The organism is Comamonas piscis (genome assembly GCF_014109725.1).
Taxonomy (GTDB): Bacteria; Pseudomonadota; Gammaproteobacteria; order Burkholderiales; family Burkholderiaceae_C; genus Comamonas; species Comamonas piscis.
This window is the reverse complement of sequence record NZ_CP058554.1, coordinates 1,894,530-1,910,929: the sequence shown is the minus strand read 5'-3', so window position 1 is coordinate 1,910,929 and position 16,400 is coordinate 1,894,530. Positions and strand designations below refer to the sequence as shown.

At 61.4% G+C, this 16,400-nt stretch carries 13 protein-coding genes; 2 read left to right on the top strand and 11 right to left on the bottom strand.

Annotated features, from left to right (window positions below; all coding sequences use genetic code 11):
* Window positions 1-35: 35 nt before the first annotated feature.
* From HS961_RS08515 to HS961_RS08505, 3 genes are all read right to left on the bottom strand, one after another.
* Entirely contained in the window at window positions 36-2,960 is a 2,925-nt protein-coding gene (locus tag HS961_RS08515) for an aconitate hydratase (RefSeq protein ID WP_182327289.1), read from the bottom strand.
* Between the two features lie 476 nt (window positions 2,961-3,436).
* On the bottom strand, window positions 3,437-3,724 hold the full coding sequence (locus tag HS961_RS08510) for an H-NS family nucleoid-associated regulatory protein (protein WP_182327288.1): 288 nt from the start codon (window positions 3,722-3,724) through the stop codon (window positions 3,437-3,439).
* A 121-nt stretch (window positions 3,725-3,845) separates the two neighbouring features.
* Window positions 3,846-5,153: a hemolysin family protein gene (locus HS961_RS08505; protein WP_272956294.1), complete on the bottom strand. Its 1,308-nt coding sequence runs from the start codon at window positions 5,151-5,153 to the stop codon at window positions 3,846-3,848.
* 26 nt (window positions 5,154-5,179) lie between these two features.
* On the opposite strand from HS961_RS08505, the gene HS961_RS08500 reads away from it, so the two are divergent.
* Window positions 5,180-6,022 carry a symmetrical bis(5'-nucleosyl)-tetraphosphatase gene (locus HS961_RS08500; RefSeq protein WP_182327286.1) on the top strand — a complete coding sequence of 281 codons (843 nt, stop codon included), beginning with the start codon at window positions 5,180-5,182 and terminating at the stop codon, window positions 6,020-6,022.
* 67 nt (window positions 6,023-6,089) lie between these two features.
* Here the strand turns inward: HS961_RS08500 and HS961_RS08495 are convergent, their stop codons facing one another.
* The 4 genes from HS961_RS08495 to guaD form a co-directional block, all read right to left on the bottom strand.
* The gene (locus HS961_RS08495; RefSeq protein WP_182327285.1) at window positions 6,090-7,559 is read right to left on the bottom strand and encodes a DEAD/DEAH box helicase; all 1,470 of its coding nucleotides are present in this window, start codon (window positions 7,557-7,559) and stop codon (window positions 6,090-6,092) included.
* 184 nt (window positions 7,560-7,743) lie between these two features.
* Window positions 7,744-8,622 carry a neutral zinc metallopeptidase gene (locus HS961_RS08490; RefSeq protein WP_182327284.1) on the bottom strand — a complete coding sequence of 293 codons (879 nt, stop codon included), beginning with the start codon at window positions 8,620-8,622 and terminating at the stop codon, window positions 7,744-7,746.
* Between the two features lie 224 nt (window positions 8,623-8,846).
* Window positions 8,847-9,413, bottom strand: coding sequence for a dCTP deaminase (gene dcd, locus HS961_RS08485; protein ID WP_182327283.1), 567 nt, complete (start codon window positions 9,411-9,413; stop codon window positions 8,847-8,849).
* Between the two features lie 60 nt (window positions 9,414-9,473).
* The gene (gene guaD / locus HS961_RS08480; protein ID WP_182327282.1) at window positions 9,474-10,775 is read right to left on the bottom strand and encodes a guanine deaminase; all 1,302 of its coding nucleotides are present in this window, start codon (window positions 10,773-10,775) and stop codon (window positions 9,474-9,476) included.
* 284 nt (window positions 10,776-11,059) lie between these two features.
* Between guaD and HS961_RS08475 the strand changes: the two genes are divergently transcribed.
* Window positions 11,060-11,524 (top strand): HIT family protein, encoded by a 465-nt coding sequence (locus HS961_RS08475; protein ID WP_182327281.1) that lies wholly within the window; start codon window positions 11,060-11,062, stop codon window positions 11,522-11,524.
* Window positions 11,525-11,583: 59 nt separating this feature from the next.
* Here the strand turns inward: HS961_RS08475 and HS961_RS08470 are convergent, their stop codons facing one another.
* From HS961_RS08470 to HS961_RS08455, 4 genes are all read right to left on the bottom strand, one after another.
* Window positions 11,584-12,633 carry an adenosine deaminase gene (locus HS961_RS08470; RefSeq protein ID WP_182327280.1) on the bottom strand — a complete coding sequence of 350 codons (1,050 nt, stop codon included), beginning with the start codon at window positions 12,631-12,633 and terminating at the stop codon, window positions 11,584-11,586.
* A gap of 1 nt (window position 12,634) precedes the next feature.
* On the bottom strand, window positions 12,635-13,624 hold the full coding sequence (locus tag HS961_RS08465) for an aromatic ring-hydroxylating oxygenase subunit alpha (RefSeq protein WP_182327279.1): 990 nt from the start codon (window positions 13,622-13,624) through the stop codon (window positions 12,635-12,637).
* A 260-nt stretch (window positions 13,625-13,884) separates the two neighbouring features.
* Window positions 13,885-15,033: a BMP family ABC transporter substrate-binding protein gene (locus HS961_RS08460; protein ID WP_182327278.1), complete on the bottom strand. Its 1,149-nt coding sequence runs from the start codon at window positions 15,031-15,033 to the stop codon at window positions 13,885-13,887.
* A 201-nt stretch (window positions 15,034-15,234) separates the two neighbouring features.
* Window positions 15,235-16,383 carry a BMP family ABC transporter substrate-binding protein gene (locus tag HS961_RS08455; RefSeq protein ID WP_182327277.1) on the bottom strand — a complete coding sequence of 383 codons (1,149 nt, stop codon included), beginning with the start codon at window positions 16,381-16,383 and terminating at the stop codon, window positions 15,235-15,237.
* Window positions 16,384-16,400: the final 17 nt, after the last annotated feature.

The window sequence follows — 16,400 nt, the reverse complement described above, 5'->3', positions numbered from 1 at the left end:
TACAAGGCCCGTGTTAGTCGCGCGTAGGTCAGCGCTTACAGCAGCTGGCGCAAAACGAAGGGGAGTATACCGCCGTCCTTGTAGTATTCCACCTCGATAGGCGTGTCAATACGCAACACCAACTCGGCTTCGGTAACGCTGCCGTCCGCACGTTGGACGATCAATTTAGCCTTGCTGCGCGGTGCCAGTGACGGGTCTGGCACAACGTCGATCAGCTCGTCACCGCGAAGGTTCAAGCTCTCCCAGCTTTCGCCCTGCTTGAACTGCAGCGGCAACACGCCCATGCCGACCAGGTTGGCGCGGTGAATACGCTCGAAACTGCGCGCCACCACCGCCTTGATGCCCAGCAACTGGGTGCCTTTGGCGGCCCAGTCACGGCTGGAGCCGGTGCCATATTCCTCGCCCGCAAACACCACGGTAGGCGTGCCGGCTGCCATATAGCGCATGGCGGCATCGTAAATGAAGAGTTTGCTGCCCTGTTCGTCGCCCGGATTCTGGTACAGCGTCAGCCCACCCTCCTCACGGGATCCATCGGGCTTGGCCTCCAGCATCAGGTTCTTGATGCGCACATTGGCAAAGGTGCCACGCATCATTACCTCATGGTTGCCACGGCGCGAGCCATAGCTGTTGAAGTCGCTCTTCTTGACGCCGTTGGCCAGCAGCCATTGGCCGGCAGGCGAACTGTCCTTGATAGAGCCAGCGGGCGAGATATGGTCGGTGGTGATCGAATCACCAAATAAGGCCATTACTCTTGCCTTGCGTACGGCAACTGCGGCCTGCTCCGCATCCTGCGCGCGTGGCGCCAACGAGAAATCCTTGAAAAACGGCGGCTCCGCAATATAGGTGCTGTCCGGCCAGGTGTAGGTCGCGCCGGTCACGCCCTTGATCTTTTCCCAAAGCTTGCCGGGCTCGCTGCTGACCTTCTCGTAGTTGGCACGGAAGGCCTTGCCGTTCATTGCGAACTTCATCAGCTTTTGCACCTCGTCGGTCGTAGGCCAGATATCGCCCAGGTAGACGTCGCGGCCGTTTTTGCCCTGCCCAACTGGCTCGGTCATCAAATCCTTGCGCACATTGCCAGCAATCGCATAGGCCACCACCAGCGGTGGGCTGGCCAGGAAGTTGGCGCGGATATTGGGATGGATGCGCGCTTCAAAGTTGCGGTTGCCCGACAGCACGGCCGCGCAGACCAGGTCGTGGTGCTGGATGGCGCTGTTGAACTCTGGCAACAGATCACCAGCATTACCGATGCAGGTGGTGCAGCCATAACCAGCGATGCTGAAGCCCAGTTGCTCCAGATAGGGCAGCAGACCGGATTCCGTCAAGTACAGGGTGACCAGGCGCGAGCCGGGCGCCAACGATGTCTTGATGTGCGACTGCACGCGCAGCCCCGCCTTGACAGCCTTCTTGGCCAGCAAACCTGCCGCCAGCATGACGCTGGGGTTGGAGGTATTGGTGCAGCTGGTGATAGCGGCAATCAGTACATCGCCGTTGTGCAGATCGACATCATGGCCTTCAATGCGCTCGGCATGGGCATCGGCGGCATCCACAGCGGCCGCTTCATCCACGACCGCAGGCTTGTTGGCAACCATCTCCTCCGCATTGCGCGGCGAGCCTGCGGGCAAGGGCTTGGTCTGTGGCTTGGCGGTCTCGCCAGCGCCATTGATGTGCACCTTGACGGGTCGGGCCAACTGCTCCGCAGGCAGGTTGAAGCCGTTTTGTGCAACCGGAGCGCTGAACAGCGTGTCGAACTTGTCCGCCACCTGGCCGATCTCAATGCGGTCCTGCGGCCGCTTGGGGCCCGCCAGGCTAGGTGCTACCGTGGCCAGGTCCAGGCGCACGACTTGGGAATAGTCGATGTCTCCAGCCTGGGGCACGCCATACAGGTTCTGGGCCTTGAAGTAGGCCTCAAAGGCGGCAATCTCGGCCTTGCTGCGGCCGGTGCCCTTGAAGTAATCCATGGTCTTGTCATCGACCGGGAAGAAGCCCATCGTGGCACCGTATTCGGGGGCCATATTGCCGATGGTGGCGCGGTCCGGCACCGACAGGCTGCGGGTGCCTTCGCCAAAGAACTCGACAAACTTGCCCACCACCTTTTCGCGGCGCAGCATCTCAGTCACGGTCAGCACCAGGTCGGTGGCGGTAACGCCTTCGCGCAAGGTGCCCGAGAGCTCAAAACCCACCACATCGGGCGTGAGGAAGTAAACCGGCTGGCCCAGCATCGCGGCTTCGGCCTCGATACCGCCCACGCCCCAGGCCACCACACCTACGCCATTGATCATCGTCGTGTGGCTGTCGGTACCCACCAGCGAGTCAGGGTAGTACACCTGCTGCTTGTTCTGGTGCACACCGCGCGCCAGGTATTCCAGATTGACCTGGTGCACGATGCCAAAGCCTGGTGGCACCACGCCAAACGTGTCAAAAGCCTGCATGCCCCACTTCATGAACTGGTAACGCTCGTTGTTGCGCTCAAACTCCAGCTTCATGTTCAGGTCCAGCGCATTCTTGCTGCCGTAGTAATCCACCATGATCGAGTGGTCCACCACCAGATCGACCGGCACCAGCGGCTCGATGGCACTGGCGTCCTTGCCCATGCGTTCGGCCGTACTGCGCATCGCCGCCAAATCGGCGAGCAACGGCACGCCGGTGAAATCCTGCAGCACCACGCGCGCGACCACAAACGGGATCTCTTCGGTGCGCTCGGCCTGCGGCTTCCAATTGGCAAGCTGTTCGACATGCTCGGGCAGCACCCGCTGGCCATCGCAATTGCGCAATACCGACTCCAGCACAATGCGCAGGGACATCGGAAGGCGCTGGATATTTGGGAATTGCTTGCTCAACTCCGGCAGCGAATAGAACTTGCCCTTGCTGCTTTTGCCTGACTTCTTGGTCGAAGCGATTGAAAGGGATTTGAAGGTCGAGGCGAACGCATGCTGCGCTGGCTCATGAACACCTGATTTCATCGTGACTCCTGTTTTGCGGATACCGGGGCTGCGAACAGTCTACTCCCGGGCCAGGTCTTCTATATGTCATCCAAAGGCTAAGCCCTGCAGCCGCATCTGCAATCTCTGCTTGAGCACGGCCTGCGCCGGCATTAATCTCTCTGCCGCATTCAGCAGTGCATGCAAATGCGACGCAATCCCAAAGCTGCCAGTTCGCTGCCAAAGCTTTGGGATCGAATGTCTAAACCGTTCCAAAAAATGAATAAGCCTATAGATTAACAATTACAATTATAGCAAGGCACTATTGGCAAATACATAAATTTAGCGCCGATCAGAACTGAGCACTACCGGGCAGCGAGCACCGCAGGCAAACGGATGCATCAAAAATAGGAGAAATTAAGAAGATCTTTGTTTATTTTTATAAAGCTGCTCAACCAGTGGACCCCGCAACGAAAAAAAACCTGCCGAAGCAGGTTTTTCTTTGAAGGACGTCCAGCTTAAATCGCGAACTTATCACGGTCTTGGCCTTCGATCCATTTTGGTGCCTTGCCGCGGCCCGTCCAGGTAGCACCCGTTGCCGGATCACGGTACTTGGGTGCCACTTTGGAGCCAGCGGAAGCCGAACGGCCGCGTGCAGGAGGGAATACGTCTTGTTCGGTCAGACCGTAATCCGTCACCAGCTTGCGCACCTGGTCTACAGCCGTCTTCAGTTCGTTGCGACGAACTTCTTCACGCTGTTGTTGCAGGGCTGCCAGTTGGGCGTCGATTTCCTTCAAAGTAGGCATGTTTAATATCCATTCAATTCAGTTAACGTGGGCAGTATAACCAAAAACACAATAACCGAGTGAGCCCACACATCTTTCTATTTAAAGACTTGGTAAACTTGCGTATACTTATTTGTAACAATTAGTAATCAAGTGCCTTGCTATCCAACCTGGCAATTACTTTATCTACGCGTTTCCCCTCCAAGGCCAGCACTTCAAAAACCCAGCCGGCGCAGTAAATCTTTTCACCCAATGGGGGCAAATGGCCTGACTCTGCCATGAGCATCCCAGCCAAGGTGTTATAGCGGCCCTTGTCTTCATCGGGCAACTCTTTGATTTCCAATCGGGCCTTCAATTCAGACACCGGCATCAGCCCATCCAGATACCAGGAACCATCGTCGTTCTTCTCGGCCCAGGCTTCGCTGGTAGCGCCCGGTTTCAGCTCGCCAGTAATGGCTTCCAGTACGTCCCGGGGCGTGATGATGCCCTGGACCACACCGTACTCATCAACAACAAAAATCATGCGCCCTGCCCGTGCCCTGAATTGCTCCAACAGTTCAAAGCCGCTGAGCGTCTCGGGCACATAGCTGGCAGGAATCGCCACGCGCGTAAGCGCCGTATTCTGGGTATCGGCCACATCCAGCAGCTGGGCGACGCCCACGATGCCGACCACGTTATCCAATGAATCGCGGCAAACGGGGTACCAGGAATGCGCGCCCTTGCCACTGGACGCGCGCACCTCGTGCAGCGCCTGGGCCACCGTCAGATTGGCGTCAAGCCATTCCACATCGCCGCGCGGCACCATCATCGAGATCAGCGGACGGTCATCCAGGTGGAACACGTTCTGCACCATTTGGTGTTCATGGTGTTCAATCACGCCAGCATCGCGGCCTTCATCCAGGCTGGCGACAATTTCTTCTTCGGTCACGGCGCGGTCCGATTCATCCTTGATGCGCAGCAGTTTGAGCACGCCCAGCGCAGAAACCGACAGCAGCCACACAAAGGGTTTGGCGATTCTGGATACCCAGGTCAAAGGCAGCGCAATGATGCGCGATGAGGCTTCCGGGTACATCTGGCCAATGCGCTTGGGCACCAGCTCGCCAAACACAATCGTCATATAAGTGATGACCAGAATCACGGTGGTGGTGGCGACAATCGAGGCGGCAGCGCTGGGCATGCCCCAGCCAATCAGCCACTGCGCCACGCCATCGCTGAACGCCGCTTCACCAAAAATACCGTTGAGCATGCCAATCGAGGTGATGCCAACCTGAATCGACGACAGAAATTGGGTAGGATTGCTGAGCAGATCCAGCGCCGCTTTGGCGCCCTTGTCGCCACTCTCGGCCATGGCCAGCAAACGGGACTTGCGGCTGCTGGCCAAGGCCAGCTCGGACATGGCAAAAACCCCGTTAAGCAGGGTCAACAGGGCGATCAAGAGTACGTCTAACAAAATAGTTCACAGGTAGTTCTACAAGCATGTCACTTTACTGTATCGGCGATATCCAAGGATGCGATAGCGCTTTGGGGCGTTTGCTGGCCAAGATCGACTTCTCACCCAGCCGCGACAACGTCTATCTGCTCGGCGACCTGGTCAACCGCGGCCCTGAATCGGCCCAGACCTTGCGGCGCTGCATGGCGGCTGATGGTGGCATCCAGGTCATTCTGGGCAACCATGACCTGCACCTGCTCGCGGCCGCGCAGGGCCGGCGCAAGTTCTCCCGGCGCGACACCTTGCTGGAGGTGCTGCAGGCGCCCGATGCGGCCCAGCTTCTGGCTTGGGTGCGCCAGCAGCCACTGGCACGCACACATACGCTGGGTGCGGAGCAGCTGTTGATGGTGCATGCCGGTGTCCACCAAAGCTGGGATCTGGACGCCACCTTGCGCTATGCCGCGGAAGTGCAAGAGGTGCTGCGCAGCAATGAGCTGGATACGTTTTTGCAGGCCATGTATGGCAATACCCCCGCGCAATGGGATCCCCAGCTGACCGGCATGGACCGCCTGCGCATGATCACCAATGTGCTGACCCGCATGCGCTTTTGCCAGGCCGATGGCAGCCTGGACTTTGACAGCACGGAAAGCCTGGCCGATGCCCCCGAGGGCCTGACCGCCTGGTTTGACCTGCCAAACCGCGCTGCGGCGAACACCACGATTGCCTTTGGCCACTGGTCTACCTTGGGCGATCTGAACCGCCCGCACCTGCTGGCACTGGACACCGGTTGCGTCTGGGGCGGCTGCCTGACGGCGGTGCGCTTTGGCAGTACGCTGGCCGAGCGCGAGCTGATCGATGTGGACTGCGAGCAAGCGCAGCAGCCCGGTTAAGCGCCGCTAAAAACAAAAATGGCCTCAGCCGTAAGGGCTGAGGCCTTGGTCGTTAGCACTTCCGTGTTTATTCAGAGGCCGGCGATGGCTTGAACAGTGCCGCCACCTTGCGGCGGGGCTTGCTGCTGCCAGCACCCCGCGTGGGCGCCGGCTTGGCGTTGGCATCCCAGGCTGCAGGCTCGGCCGCCTTGGGCTCATAGGGCTTGTCAAAGAAGGGATCACGCGAGACGGGAGCCGGGCGGTAACGCTCGCGGCGGTCTTGGGGCTCATCGTCACGGGCTCGGCGGTCACGGCCACGAGGTTCACGGCTTGCGCTGCTGCCCTCGCGCTCGCGGCCTGCTTCACGCTCACGGCGCTCGCGGTTACCGTCGTTGAAGCGCTCGCGCTGCGGCTGCTCGTCGAGGCCAAAGTTCTCGACGTCAATCTTTTTCTTAATCAGCTTCTCGATGTCCGACACATGGCGGGCATCGGCGTGCGATACCAAGGTGACGGCCAGGCCCGATGCACCAGCCCGGCCGGTACGGCCAATGCGGTGCACATAGTCTTCGGCATTGAAGGGCACATCAAAGTTGAACACCGCTGGCACATCCTTGATGTCCAGACCGCGGGCGGCCACATCGGTGCAGACCAGCAGGTCGACTTCGCCTTGCTTGAAGGCTTCCAGCGCTTTCAGGCGCTCGTCCTGGCTCTTGTCGCCGTGCAAGGCGGCGGCACGCAGGCCTTCGCGCTCCAAGGTACGGGCCAGGCGCGAGCAGCCGAGCTTGCTGTTGACGAACACAAAGGCCTGGCGGATCTGGCGATCACGCAGCACCTTGGTCAAAACACGGCGCTTGTCGTCATCGGAGGCGGCGTAAAAGCGCTGCTCGACGGTGGACGCCGTCTCGTTGGGGCGCGCCACCTCGATCGTGATGGGGTCCTGCAGGTAACTGCCAGCCAGGCGCTTGATCTCGGGCGAGAACGTGGCCGAGAACAGCAAGGTGGTGCGCTTTTTGGGCAAGAAGGACAGGATGCGTTGCAGATCGGGCAAGAAGCCGATATCCAGCATGCGGTCGGCCTCGTCAAGCACCACGTACTCAACCTGGTTGAGCACGGCGTTCTTGGCCTCGATATGGTCTAACAGGCGGCCCGGCGTTGCCACCAAGATCTCGACGCCCTTTTTCAGCTCCAGGGTCTGGGGCTTCATGTCCATACCACCAAACACCACGGTGCTGCGCAGCTTGGTGTGTTTGGCAAACTGGGCAATCTGCTGGGCGACCTGGTCGGCCAGCTCCCGGGTAGGCAGCAGCACCAGCGCACGCACTGGGTGGCGCGCGGGGGATGCGGAGCTGTTTTCATGCACCATCATCCGCTGGAGCAGCGGCAGTGAGAAAGCAGCTGTCTTGCCGGTCCCCGTTTGTGCGGCGCCCATGACGTCTTTGCCGGTCAGAACCACAGGGATCGCCTGTGCCTGGATCGGCGTCATGGATGCGTAGCCCATCTCGGAGATGGCTTTGGCCAAGGGCTCGGCCAGATGAAGGTTGGAGAAGGAATTTGTCATGTAAGCCCCCTATTGTCGCACTGCAGACAAATCGGTGCTTGGTTTAACCCTGTCTTGCCCCACGGATTCGCTCCACGCCGCTGCAAATCCTGGCGGAGCAGCGTAAGCGCTGGTGCCAAAGACTGCAGCGCAGGGTGCCACAGCGGCCGGCCCCACCCTGTATTTGCAGGGCGGGCCCGGAGCATTAAAGGCTGCCGGCCTGGAAGGTGTCGCAGGACTGGACGCTACCCGTCTTGTAACCCTGGGTGAACCAACGCACCCGCTGTGCGCTGGAGCCATGGGTAAAGCTGTCAGGGCGCACCGTGCCAGTGGCCTCGCGCTGCAGCTTGTCATCGCCAATTTGCTGGGCAGCATTCATCGCAGATTCGATATCGCCCTGCTCCAGCCAGCTCTTGGCCTGCTGCGAATGGTTGGCCCAGATGCCGGCATAGCAGTCGGCCTGCAGCTCCAGCCGCACCGACATCGCATTTTGCTCGCGCTCGCTGATGCGGCCGCGCATCGCATCGACCTTGCCCGAGATGCCCAGCAGGTTTTGCACATGGTGGCCCACCTCGTGCGCCACCACATAGGCACGCGCAAACTCGCCAGGCGCGCCCAGCTGGCGGCTCATGGTGTTGAAGAAATCCATGTCCAGGTAGACCTTCTGGTCACCCGGGCAGTAAAAAGGCCCCATTGCTGACTGGCCGGTGCCGCAAGCGGTGCGCGTGACGCCGGTGAACAACACCAGACGCGGTGCGCGGTACTGGGCGCCGCCCTTGGTGAAGATATCGGTCCACACATCCTCGGTCGATGCCAGCACGGTGGAGACAAACTTGGCGCCCGCATCATTGGCCGGCGGCGCCTTGGCCGGGCCTTGCTGCGTGGGCGCGGGCGAGCCACCGCCCGACAGCACACCAATCGTGGTGAGCGGGTTGATGCCAAACACGCCCCAGCCAATCAGCGCCAGCACCACGGTGCCAATGCCGATGCTGCGCCCGCCTATGCCAAAGCCGCCTCCGCCCCCACCACCGCTGCCTCGGCGGTCTTCCACATTGCTTGATTCGCGGTTGCCTTCCCATTTCATGGTCGCTCTCCTTGCAGTGCGCTGGCACCACCTCTGTTATCGATCCGCGTACAGTAGCGCATTTGCGGGGGCCCGGCCCGTAAGACCGGCCCCTGAACTGGCAGAAAAACCGCCGCTTGCGCAGCCATTGAACAAAATTTGCAAATCTCCGCCACGCCCGGCGGCCGCCCTGTAAAAAAGCCACTCCAAAAATGGGAGTGGCTGGGTGGCATCGCTCGGCGCTATCAGGCCCTCGGCAAGGTCACACCTTGCTGGCCCTGGTACTTGCCATTGCGGTCCTTATAGCTCACCTCGCAGGGCTCATCACCGCGCAGGAACAGCACCTGGGCGCAGCCCTCGCCGGCATAAATCTTGGCGGGCAGCGGCGTGGTGTTGGAGAACTCCAGGGTCACATAGCCTTCCCACTCGGGCTCAAACGGCGTCACATTGACGATGATGCCGCAGCGCGCATAGGTGCTCTTGCCCAGGCAGACGGTCAGCACATCGCGCGGAATGCGGAAGTACTCGACCGTGCGGGCCAGCGCAAAGCTGTTGGGCGGGATGATGCAGTAATCGCCTTCAAAATCGACAAAGCTTTTCTCGTCGAAGTTCTTGGGATCCACCACGGTGCTGTGGATGTTGGTGAAGACCTTGAACTCGCGGGCGCAGCGGATGTCGTAGCCATAGCTGGAGGTGCCGTAACTGATGATCTTCTTGCCATCGACCTGGCGCACCTGGCCAGGCTCAAACGGCTCGATCATGCCGTGCTGTTCCGCCATGCGGCGAATCCACTTGTCGCTTTGAATGCTCATGTCTTGAATAACTCCTAGGCGGCATTGTAGCGAAAGGCATGCGCTACAGCCACGCCAGGATCAGCCCAACTTCTGCGCAATCTGGCTGCGCTCAATCAGCCGGTCATCGCCCAGCACGATCAGGCTGAACAGCAGCTCCTCCAGGTTCCGCGCCTGCGCCGTCTTGCGGGCGATCAGCGGAGTCGCCTGGGGGTTGATCAGCACAAAATCCGCCTCGCAGCCCGGTTGCAGATTGCCCACCACGCCTGGCAGGCCCAGCGCCTGCGCCGCGCCCGCCGTGTGCTGCCACCACAAATGGCTGGGCGCCAGCGACAGGCCCTGCTTGTCGCGTCCCTCGCGGCCTACAAAATAGGCCGCCAGCATGGTGCGAAAGGGGCTGAAGCTGGTGCCACCGCCCACATCGCTGGCCAGCCCGTACAGCATCTGCGCCGCGTCGGCCTGGGCGTAGTCGAAAAAGCCGCTGGCCAAAAACAGGTTGCTGGTCGGGCTCACCGCTGCGGCGGTGCGGGTTTCGTGCATCAGTGCGCGGTCGCGCGCATCCAGGTGGATGCAATGCGCATACACGGCCCGCTCCCGCATCAGCCCTCTGTCGGCATAGACCTGCAGGTAGCTGCGGCTGTCGGGGAAGAGCTCGCGCACCCAGGCAATCTCGTCCAGGTTTTCTGCCACATGCGACTGGATCCAGACATCGCTGTAGCGTGCCGCCAGCTCGCCGGCACCGCGCAGCTGGGCATCGGTGCTGGTAGGCGCAAAGCGCGGCGTGATCGCATAACCGAGGCGGTCCACCCCATGCCAGCGGCGGATCAGCGCTTCGGTATCGATGAGGCTTTGCTCGGTCTCATCGCGCACGCCATCGGGCGAATGGCGGTCCTGCAGCACCTTGCCAGTGATCAGCCGCATCTGGCGCTGCTGCGCCTCGGCAAACAGCGCATCGGCCGATGCCGGGTGCGAGGTCGCAAAGGTCAGCGCCGTGGTCACCCCATTGCGCAGCAGTTCGTCGACAAAGAAATGCGCGACTTCGCCGGCGTACTGGGCGTCGACAAAGCGCGATTCATGTGGAAAGGTGTAGTCATTGAGCCAAGGCAGCAGGCCGCTGGCGGGCGAGCCGATCACATCGGTTTGCGGGTAGTGGATGTGCATGTCCACAAAGCCTGGCGCAATGATGCGGCCCGGCAGGTGCTCGACGACGGTATCAGCCCCCGCCTGGGCCAGCAGCTGTGCCGACAGCGCCTGCCAGCTGCCAGCGGCCAGCACCCGCTCGCGGCCATCGGCCCCGGGTGCCACGGCCAGCAGGCCATCTTCTTCATACAGGGCGCTGCCATCTTCGGCAAAGCGCAACAGGGCGGAACGGTAAATATGCATGGCGCCCAGCTTAGCGGCTGCCAAGGGCTGCCGTTATACAAGCCCAGCAATAGTTTCTATGCGCTGCGGCGGTGCTGTTGGCAGCCGAGATTGTGGGCCGCGCAGCAACACGGGATGTAGGCTGACAGCAGCGCAAAGGTTAATCAGGGAAAACACCAGCCTTAGGTGCACACGCAGGTCATATCTGCGGTCTATAGTGTTTGTTTTACCTGTTGGTGAAACCCATTACCGCAGGCGCTGTGCATGTACACAGCACCGCGATCCCTTAGGAGGAAGCCTGGCCCATGCCGCATTTTGTTGATCCATCCCCTGCCGGTGTCTGCATTTTCTGCCGACTGGTACAAGGCGATATTCCCTCGGCCAAAGTGTATGAGGACGAACTGACGATGGCCTTTATGGACCTGGGCCAAGTAAACCCCGGCCATGTGCTGGTAGCCACCAAGCGCCATGCGGCCAATATCTTCGAGATCACCAACGAAGAATCGGCCGCGGTGATGCAGACAGCGCGCAAGGTCGCGCTGGCTGCCAAGATCGCTTTTGAGCCCGCCGGCTTGACCTTGTTGCAGGCCAATGGCGTCGAAGGCGGCCAGACCGTCGCGCATTTCCACCTGCATGTGGTGCCCCGCCATGCCGACGATGGCGTCAGCTTCAGCTGGCCCCGCAAAGAGCCCGGTAGCGCGGTGCTCGAAGGCTATGCGCTGCAGCTGCGCAATGCGATGTTGTCCGAGTCGGTACCGGCAGCGGCTTAAGACATCTGCACACCCACCAATAACAAGGGCGCCTTGCGGCGCCCTTGGTGCTTTCGCGTTTAGCTTTGACGGGCCGCCTCCGCAAAGGCCATCTGCAGCTGTCCTAGCCAAGCCTGCTTGCGGCTTTGGGGCACAAAGCTGGCCTCAAAGCTGTTGGCGGCCAGCTGGTAGGCTTCGTCCGATCCCATGCCGGTGGCGGCAAACAGCTGCACAAAGTTCTCGTTGATATAGCCGCCAAAATAGGCCGGGTCGTCCGAATTGACGGTGGCCACCAGGCCAGCAGCCAGCAGCTGCGGCATATTGTGGTCAGCCAGATCGGGGAAAACCTGCAGCTTCTGGTTGGACAGCGGGCAGACCGTGAGCGGAATGCGCTCGTCCTTGAGGCGCTGCATCAGCGCCGCATCATGCACCGCTTGCACGCCATGGTCTACGCGCTCGGCATGCAGCAGATCCAGGGCGCCCCAGATGTAGGCGGGCGGCCCCTCCTCCCCGGCGTGGGCTACGCGGCGCAGGCCCAGGTCCTTGCAGCGCGCAAACACGCGGGCAAACTTCTCTGGCGGGTTGCCGACCTCGCTGCTGTCCAGGCCCACACCACTGAAGTAAGCGCGGTAAGGCAGGGCCTCGTCCAGGGTCTGCAGCGCTTCTTCTTCGCTCAGGTGGCGCAGAAAATTCAGAATCAGCTGCGAGCTGATGCCCCAGCGCTTTTCCGCATCCACACAGGCCTTGTGCAGGCCCTGAATCACCGGCGCCATGGCCACGCCCCGGGCAGTGTGCGTCTGCGGATCAAAGAAGATCTCGGTGTGTACAACGTTGTCGGCCACGGCGCGTTCCAGGTAGGCCATGGCCATGTCGTAGAAGTCCTGCTCGGTCAGCAAGACACTGGCGCCCGCGTAGTAGATATCGAGAAAGCTCTGCAGGTTCGTGAAGGCATACGCTGCGCGCAGGCTCTCGACATCGGCATAGGACAAGGCCACGCCATTGCGCTGGGCCAGCGCAAAAATCAGCTCGGGCTCCAGCGAGCCTTCGATGTGCATATGCAGCTCGGCCTTGGGCATGGCACGCAGCAGGCCGGGCAGGCGGGCGGCTTCAATCTGGGGGACGGTGTACATCTCAACACACTCCAAAAGTAACGCCACTGGCCTTGAGGTAGCGGCGGTAGGCGACGGACATGCGGTCGGCCGGTGAGTTCAGTTCTGCCTTGGCATCCAGCGGCAAAGGCTTGGGCATCTGCGATTCCAGCACCGGCTGGTCCTGGGTAAAGATCGTATGCTGAAACTGCTGCAGCTGCGCATCGGTGCTCTCGAAATCGGCCACAGCCAGGCGGAACCAGACGCGGCTGCGCTCGGGCGTGACCGGGCAGACAAAGAGGCCAATCGCCTCGCGCCAGCCCTGCTTGCTCGAACCGCTCTCGGGCACCTTGGTCAGCAAGGCGGTATAGGGGGCGGTCACCTCATAGGCGTAGTCCACTTCGGCCGGCTTGGTCGAGTGCAGATTGGACTGGGGCTGGATGGCCTTGCAGCCGGTGGCCTTCACGCCCCGGTCGGTCGCTTCCACCTCGTAGTGCGACATTTCGGTCGCATCGCGGCTGCCCAGCCAGCCCTCGTGAACAAAGCCGAAGTGCGACATGTCCAGAAAATTCTCGATGATGCGGGGCGCGCTGGCCTCCACATCGTAGGGGCCGCAGTTGAGCTTGCGCAGGCGCTCATCGGCCTCGGCCTCGAACACCGGCAGCGGCGTGGCGGGCTGGCCCTCCGAATCGGGCGCCAGCTGCACCCACACCAGGCCATGGGCCTCTTGCACGCCATAGGACGCAACACAGTGCTTGGCAGGTGGCACAAAGGCGGGCACGGCCGGCACCTTCACGCACTGGCCGCCGCTGGCAAATTGCCAACCATGGTAGGGGCACTCCAGCTGGCCATCCTGCACGCGGCCCAGCGACAGGCGGGCACCGCGGTGCGGGCAGCGGTCGACAAAGGCCTGCACCTGGCCTTGCGCATCACGCCACAGCACCAGTTCCTGGTCCAGCAGGCGCACCGGCAGCGGGGCGCTCACCACGGCATCAGACAAGGCAACCGGGTGCCATTGTTGGGCTTCGATCATCGGGGGAAATCTCTTTGTATAAATGACAAGGCTGCCCTGAGGCAGCCTTGGGTCGCAATGGTAGCACCGGGGCTAAATGCACCGCTGCCACTCGCGTTTAGAGCCGATAACACAACCCTTGATACTTCGTTGCCTCGCCGGCCGCGCCAAGCCTTGTCGTACTAATGTACTGCCTGCGGCTTGGCGCCTCGTCTCAACCGCAAACCTTCGGTTTGCTGGGCCGTGTTAGCGGCTCTTAGACTGGGTGCAGCCCCCGCACATCACTTGCCCGGCACATTGCCTTCCACGCCCTTGATGTAGAAGCTGATGCCCTTGAGGAAGTCGTCATCGGCAACCTTGTCGGCAGCCAGAATTTCCTTACCGTCCTGGCCCAGGATGGGGCCCTTCCAGATGCTGAACGTGCCGTCCTTCAGGCCCTTCTTGACTTCGTCCACCTTGGCCTTGGCTTCGGCGGGCACGTCGTCAGCGATCGACACCAGGTCGATCGTGCCTTCCTTCACGCCCCACCAGGTCTGGCGGCTGGTCCACTTGCCTTCCAGCGCGCTGCGGGTGGTGTCGATGTAGTAAGGGGTCCAGTTGATGATGGCCGAACCCAGGTGGGCCTTGGGGCCGTAGGCGGTCATGTCCGAATCCCAACCAAAGGCGCGCTTGCCCTTTTCTTCGGCGGTCTTGAGCACGGCCGGCGAGTCGGTGTTCTGGAACAGAATGTCCGCGCCGCCGTTGATCAGGCTGGTCGCTGCTTCGGTTTCCTTGGGTGGACTGAACCACTCATTGACCCAGACCACCTTGGTGCTGATCTTGGGGTTGACGCTTTGCGCGCCCAGGGTAAAGCTGTTGATGTTGCGGATCACTTCAGGAATCGGCACCGAGCCCACCACGCCCAAGGTGTTGGACTTGGTCATTGAGCCGGCGATGATACCGGCCAAGTAGGCGCCTTCATAGGTGCGGCTGTCATAGGTGCTGACATTGCCCGCCACCTTGTAGCCAGTGGCATGTTCCCACTTGATATCGGCAAAATCGGGCGCCAGCTTCTGGATCACATCCATGTAGCCAAAGGTGGTGCCAAACACCAGCTTGTTGCCCTGGGTGGCCATGTCGCGCAGCACGCGCTCGGCATCGGCGCCTTCGGGCACGCTTTCCACATAGCTGGTCTGGATCTTGTCGCCAAATTCCTTCTCCAGCGCCTTGCGCGCCTGGTCGTGCGCAAAGGTCCAGCCACCGTCGCCCACCGGGCCCACGTAGGCAAAGGCAATCTTCAAAGGATCGGCAGCAGGGGCTGCGGCGGACGGGGCAGCAGCGGGTGCAGGCGCAGGCGCCTCTTCCTTCTTGCTGCAACCCACCATGGCGGCAGCGGCCAGCGCGGAAAGTGCGGCGACTTTGATCAGCGAACGCTTGTGGAAATCAGTCATCTCTGTGTGTCCTCGAATGTTGTTGGAATGTCGAGCCATGCATGCCGCGACGCAGCCCTGCAGCGGGTAGAACATCGCCCGGCCAATATATGCATAAATCGGGCCAGGTTCCAAGTGCCCGCCAGCTAGCGGCGCTGCTTTGTTGTTTGTTTGCCAGCGCGCCCGGCCGCCGCAGTCTGTAGCGATAGCCGGGCAGCGCGTTTACTTGGCGCCTGGCACCGCGCCTTCAATGCCCTTGACGTAGAAGTTGATGCCGCGCAGGAAGGCGTCATCACCCACGGCGCCACTGGCCAGCACTTCCTGGCCCTTGTTGTCCATGATCGGGCCGGTCCAGACGGCAAAGCTGCCGTCCTTCATGCCGGACCGGGCCTTGGCGACCTTGTCCTTGGCTTCCTGCGGCACCTGGTCGGCGATCTTGACCAGATCCATCGCGCCTTCCTTCACGCCCCACCAGAAGTTGCCCGTCTGCCACTTGCCAGCCAGCGTGTCTTCCACCACCTTGCTGTAGTAAGGGGTCCAGTCGATCACGGCCGAGCCCAGGTGGGCCTTGGGTGCGAAGGCGCTCATGTCGCCGTCCTTGCCAAAGGCGTAGACGCCGCGCTCTTCGGCGGTCTTCAGCACCGCTGGCGAGTTGGTGTTCTGGTACATCACGTCCACACCGCCGTTGATCAGGCTGGTGGCCGCTTCCGATTCCTTGGGGGGTGCAAACCATTCGTTCACCCAGACCACCTTGGCCTGGATGCTCGGATCCACGCTTTGCGCGCCCAGCACAAAGCTGTTGATGTTGCGCACCACTTCCGGAATCGGCACCGAGGCGACCACACCGACGGTCTTGGTCTTGGTCATCGAACCGGCGACGATACCGGCCAGGTAGGCGCCTTCAAAGGTCTTGGTGTCGTAGACCGCGACATTCTCGGCCTGCTTGTAGCCGGTGGCGTGCTCGAACTTCACGCTCTTCAGATCGGCTGCGGCCTTCTGCACAAACTCCTGGTAGCCAAAGCTGGTCGCAAAGATCAGCTGGTTGCCCTGGCCCGCCATGTCGCGCAGCACGCGCTCGGCATCGGCCGATTCGGGCACGCTCTCGACCATCGAGGTCTCGATCTTGTCGCCAAACTTCTGCGCAATCGCCTTGCGGGCCAACTCGTGCTGGAAGGTCCAGCCGCCGTCGCCAATCGGGCTCACATACATGAAGCTGACCTTGAGCTTGTCAGCCGCTGGCGCTGCAGCAGCCGGCGCTGGCGTGGCGGGGGCCGCTGGCTCTTCCTTCTTGCCGCAGGCGGCCAGGGTTGCCAGAGACAGGGCCGACAGGCCGATCAGCTTGATCACGGAGCGCTTGCGCACGGTTTGCATGGATGAATCCTTGGTTT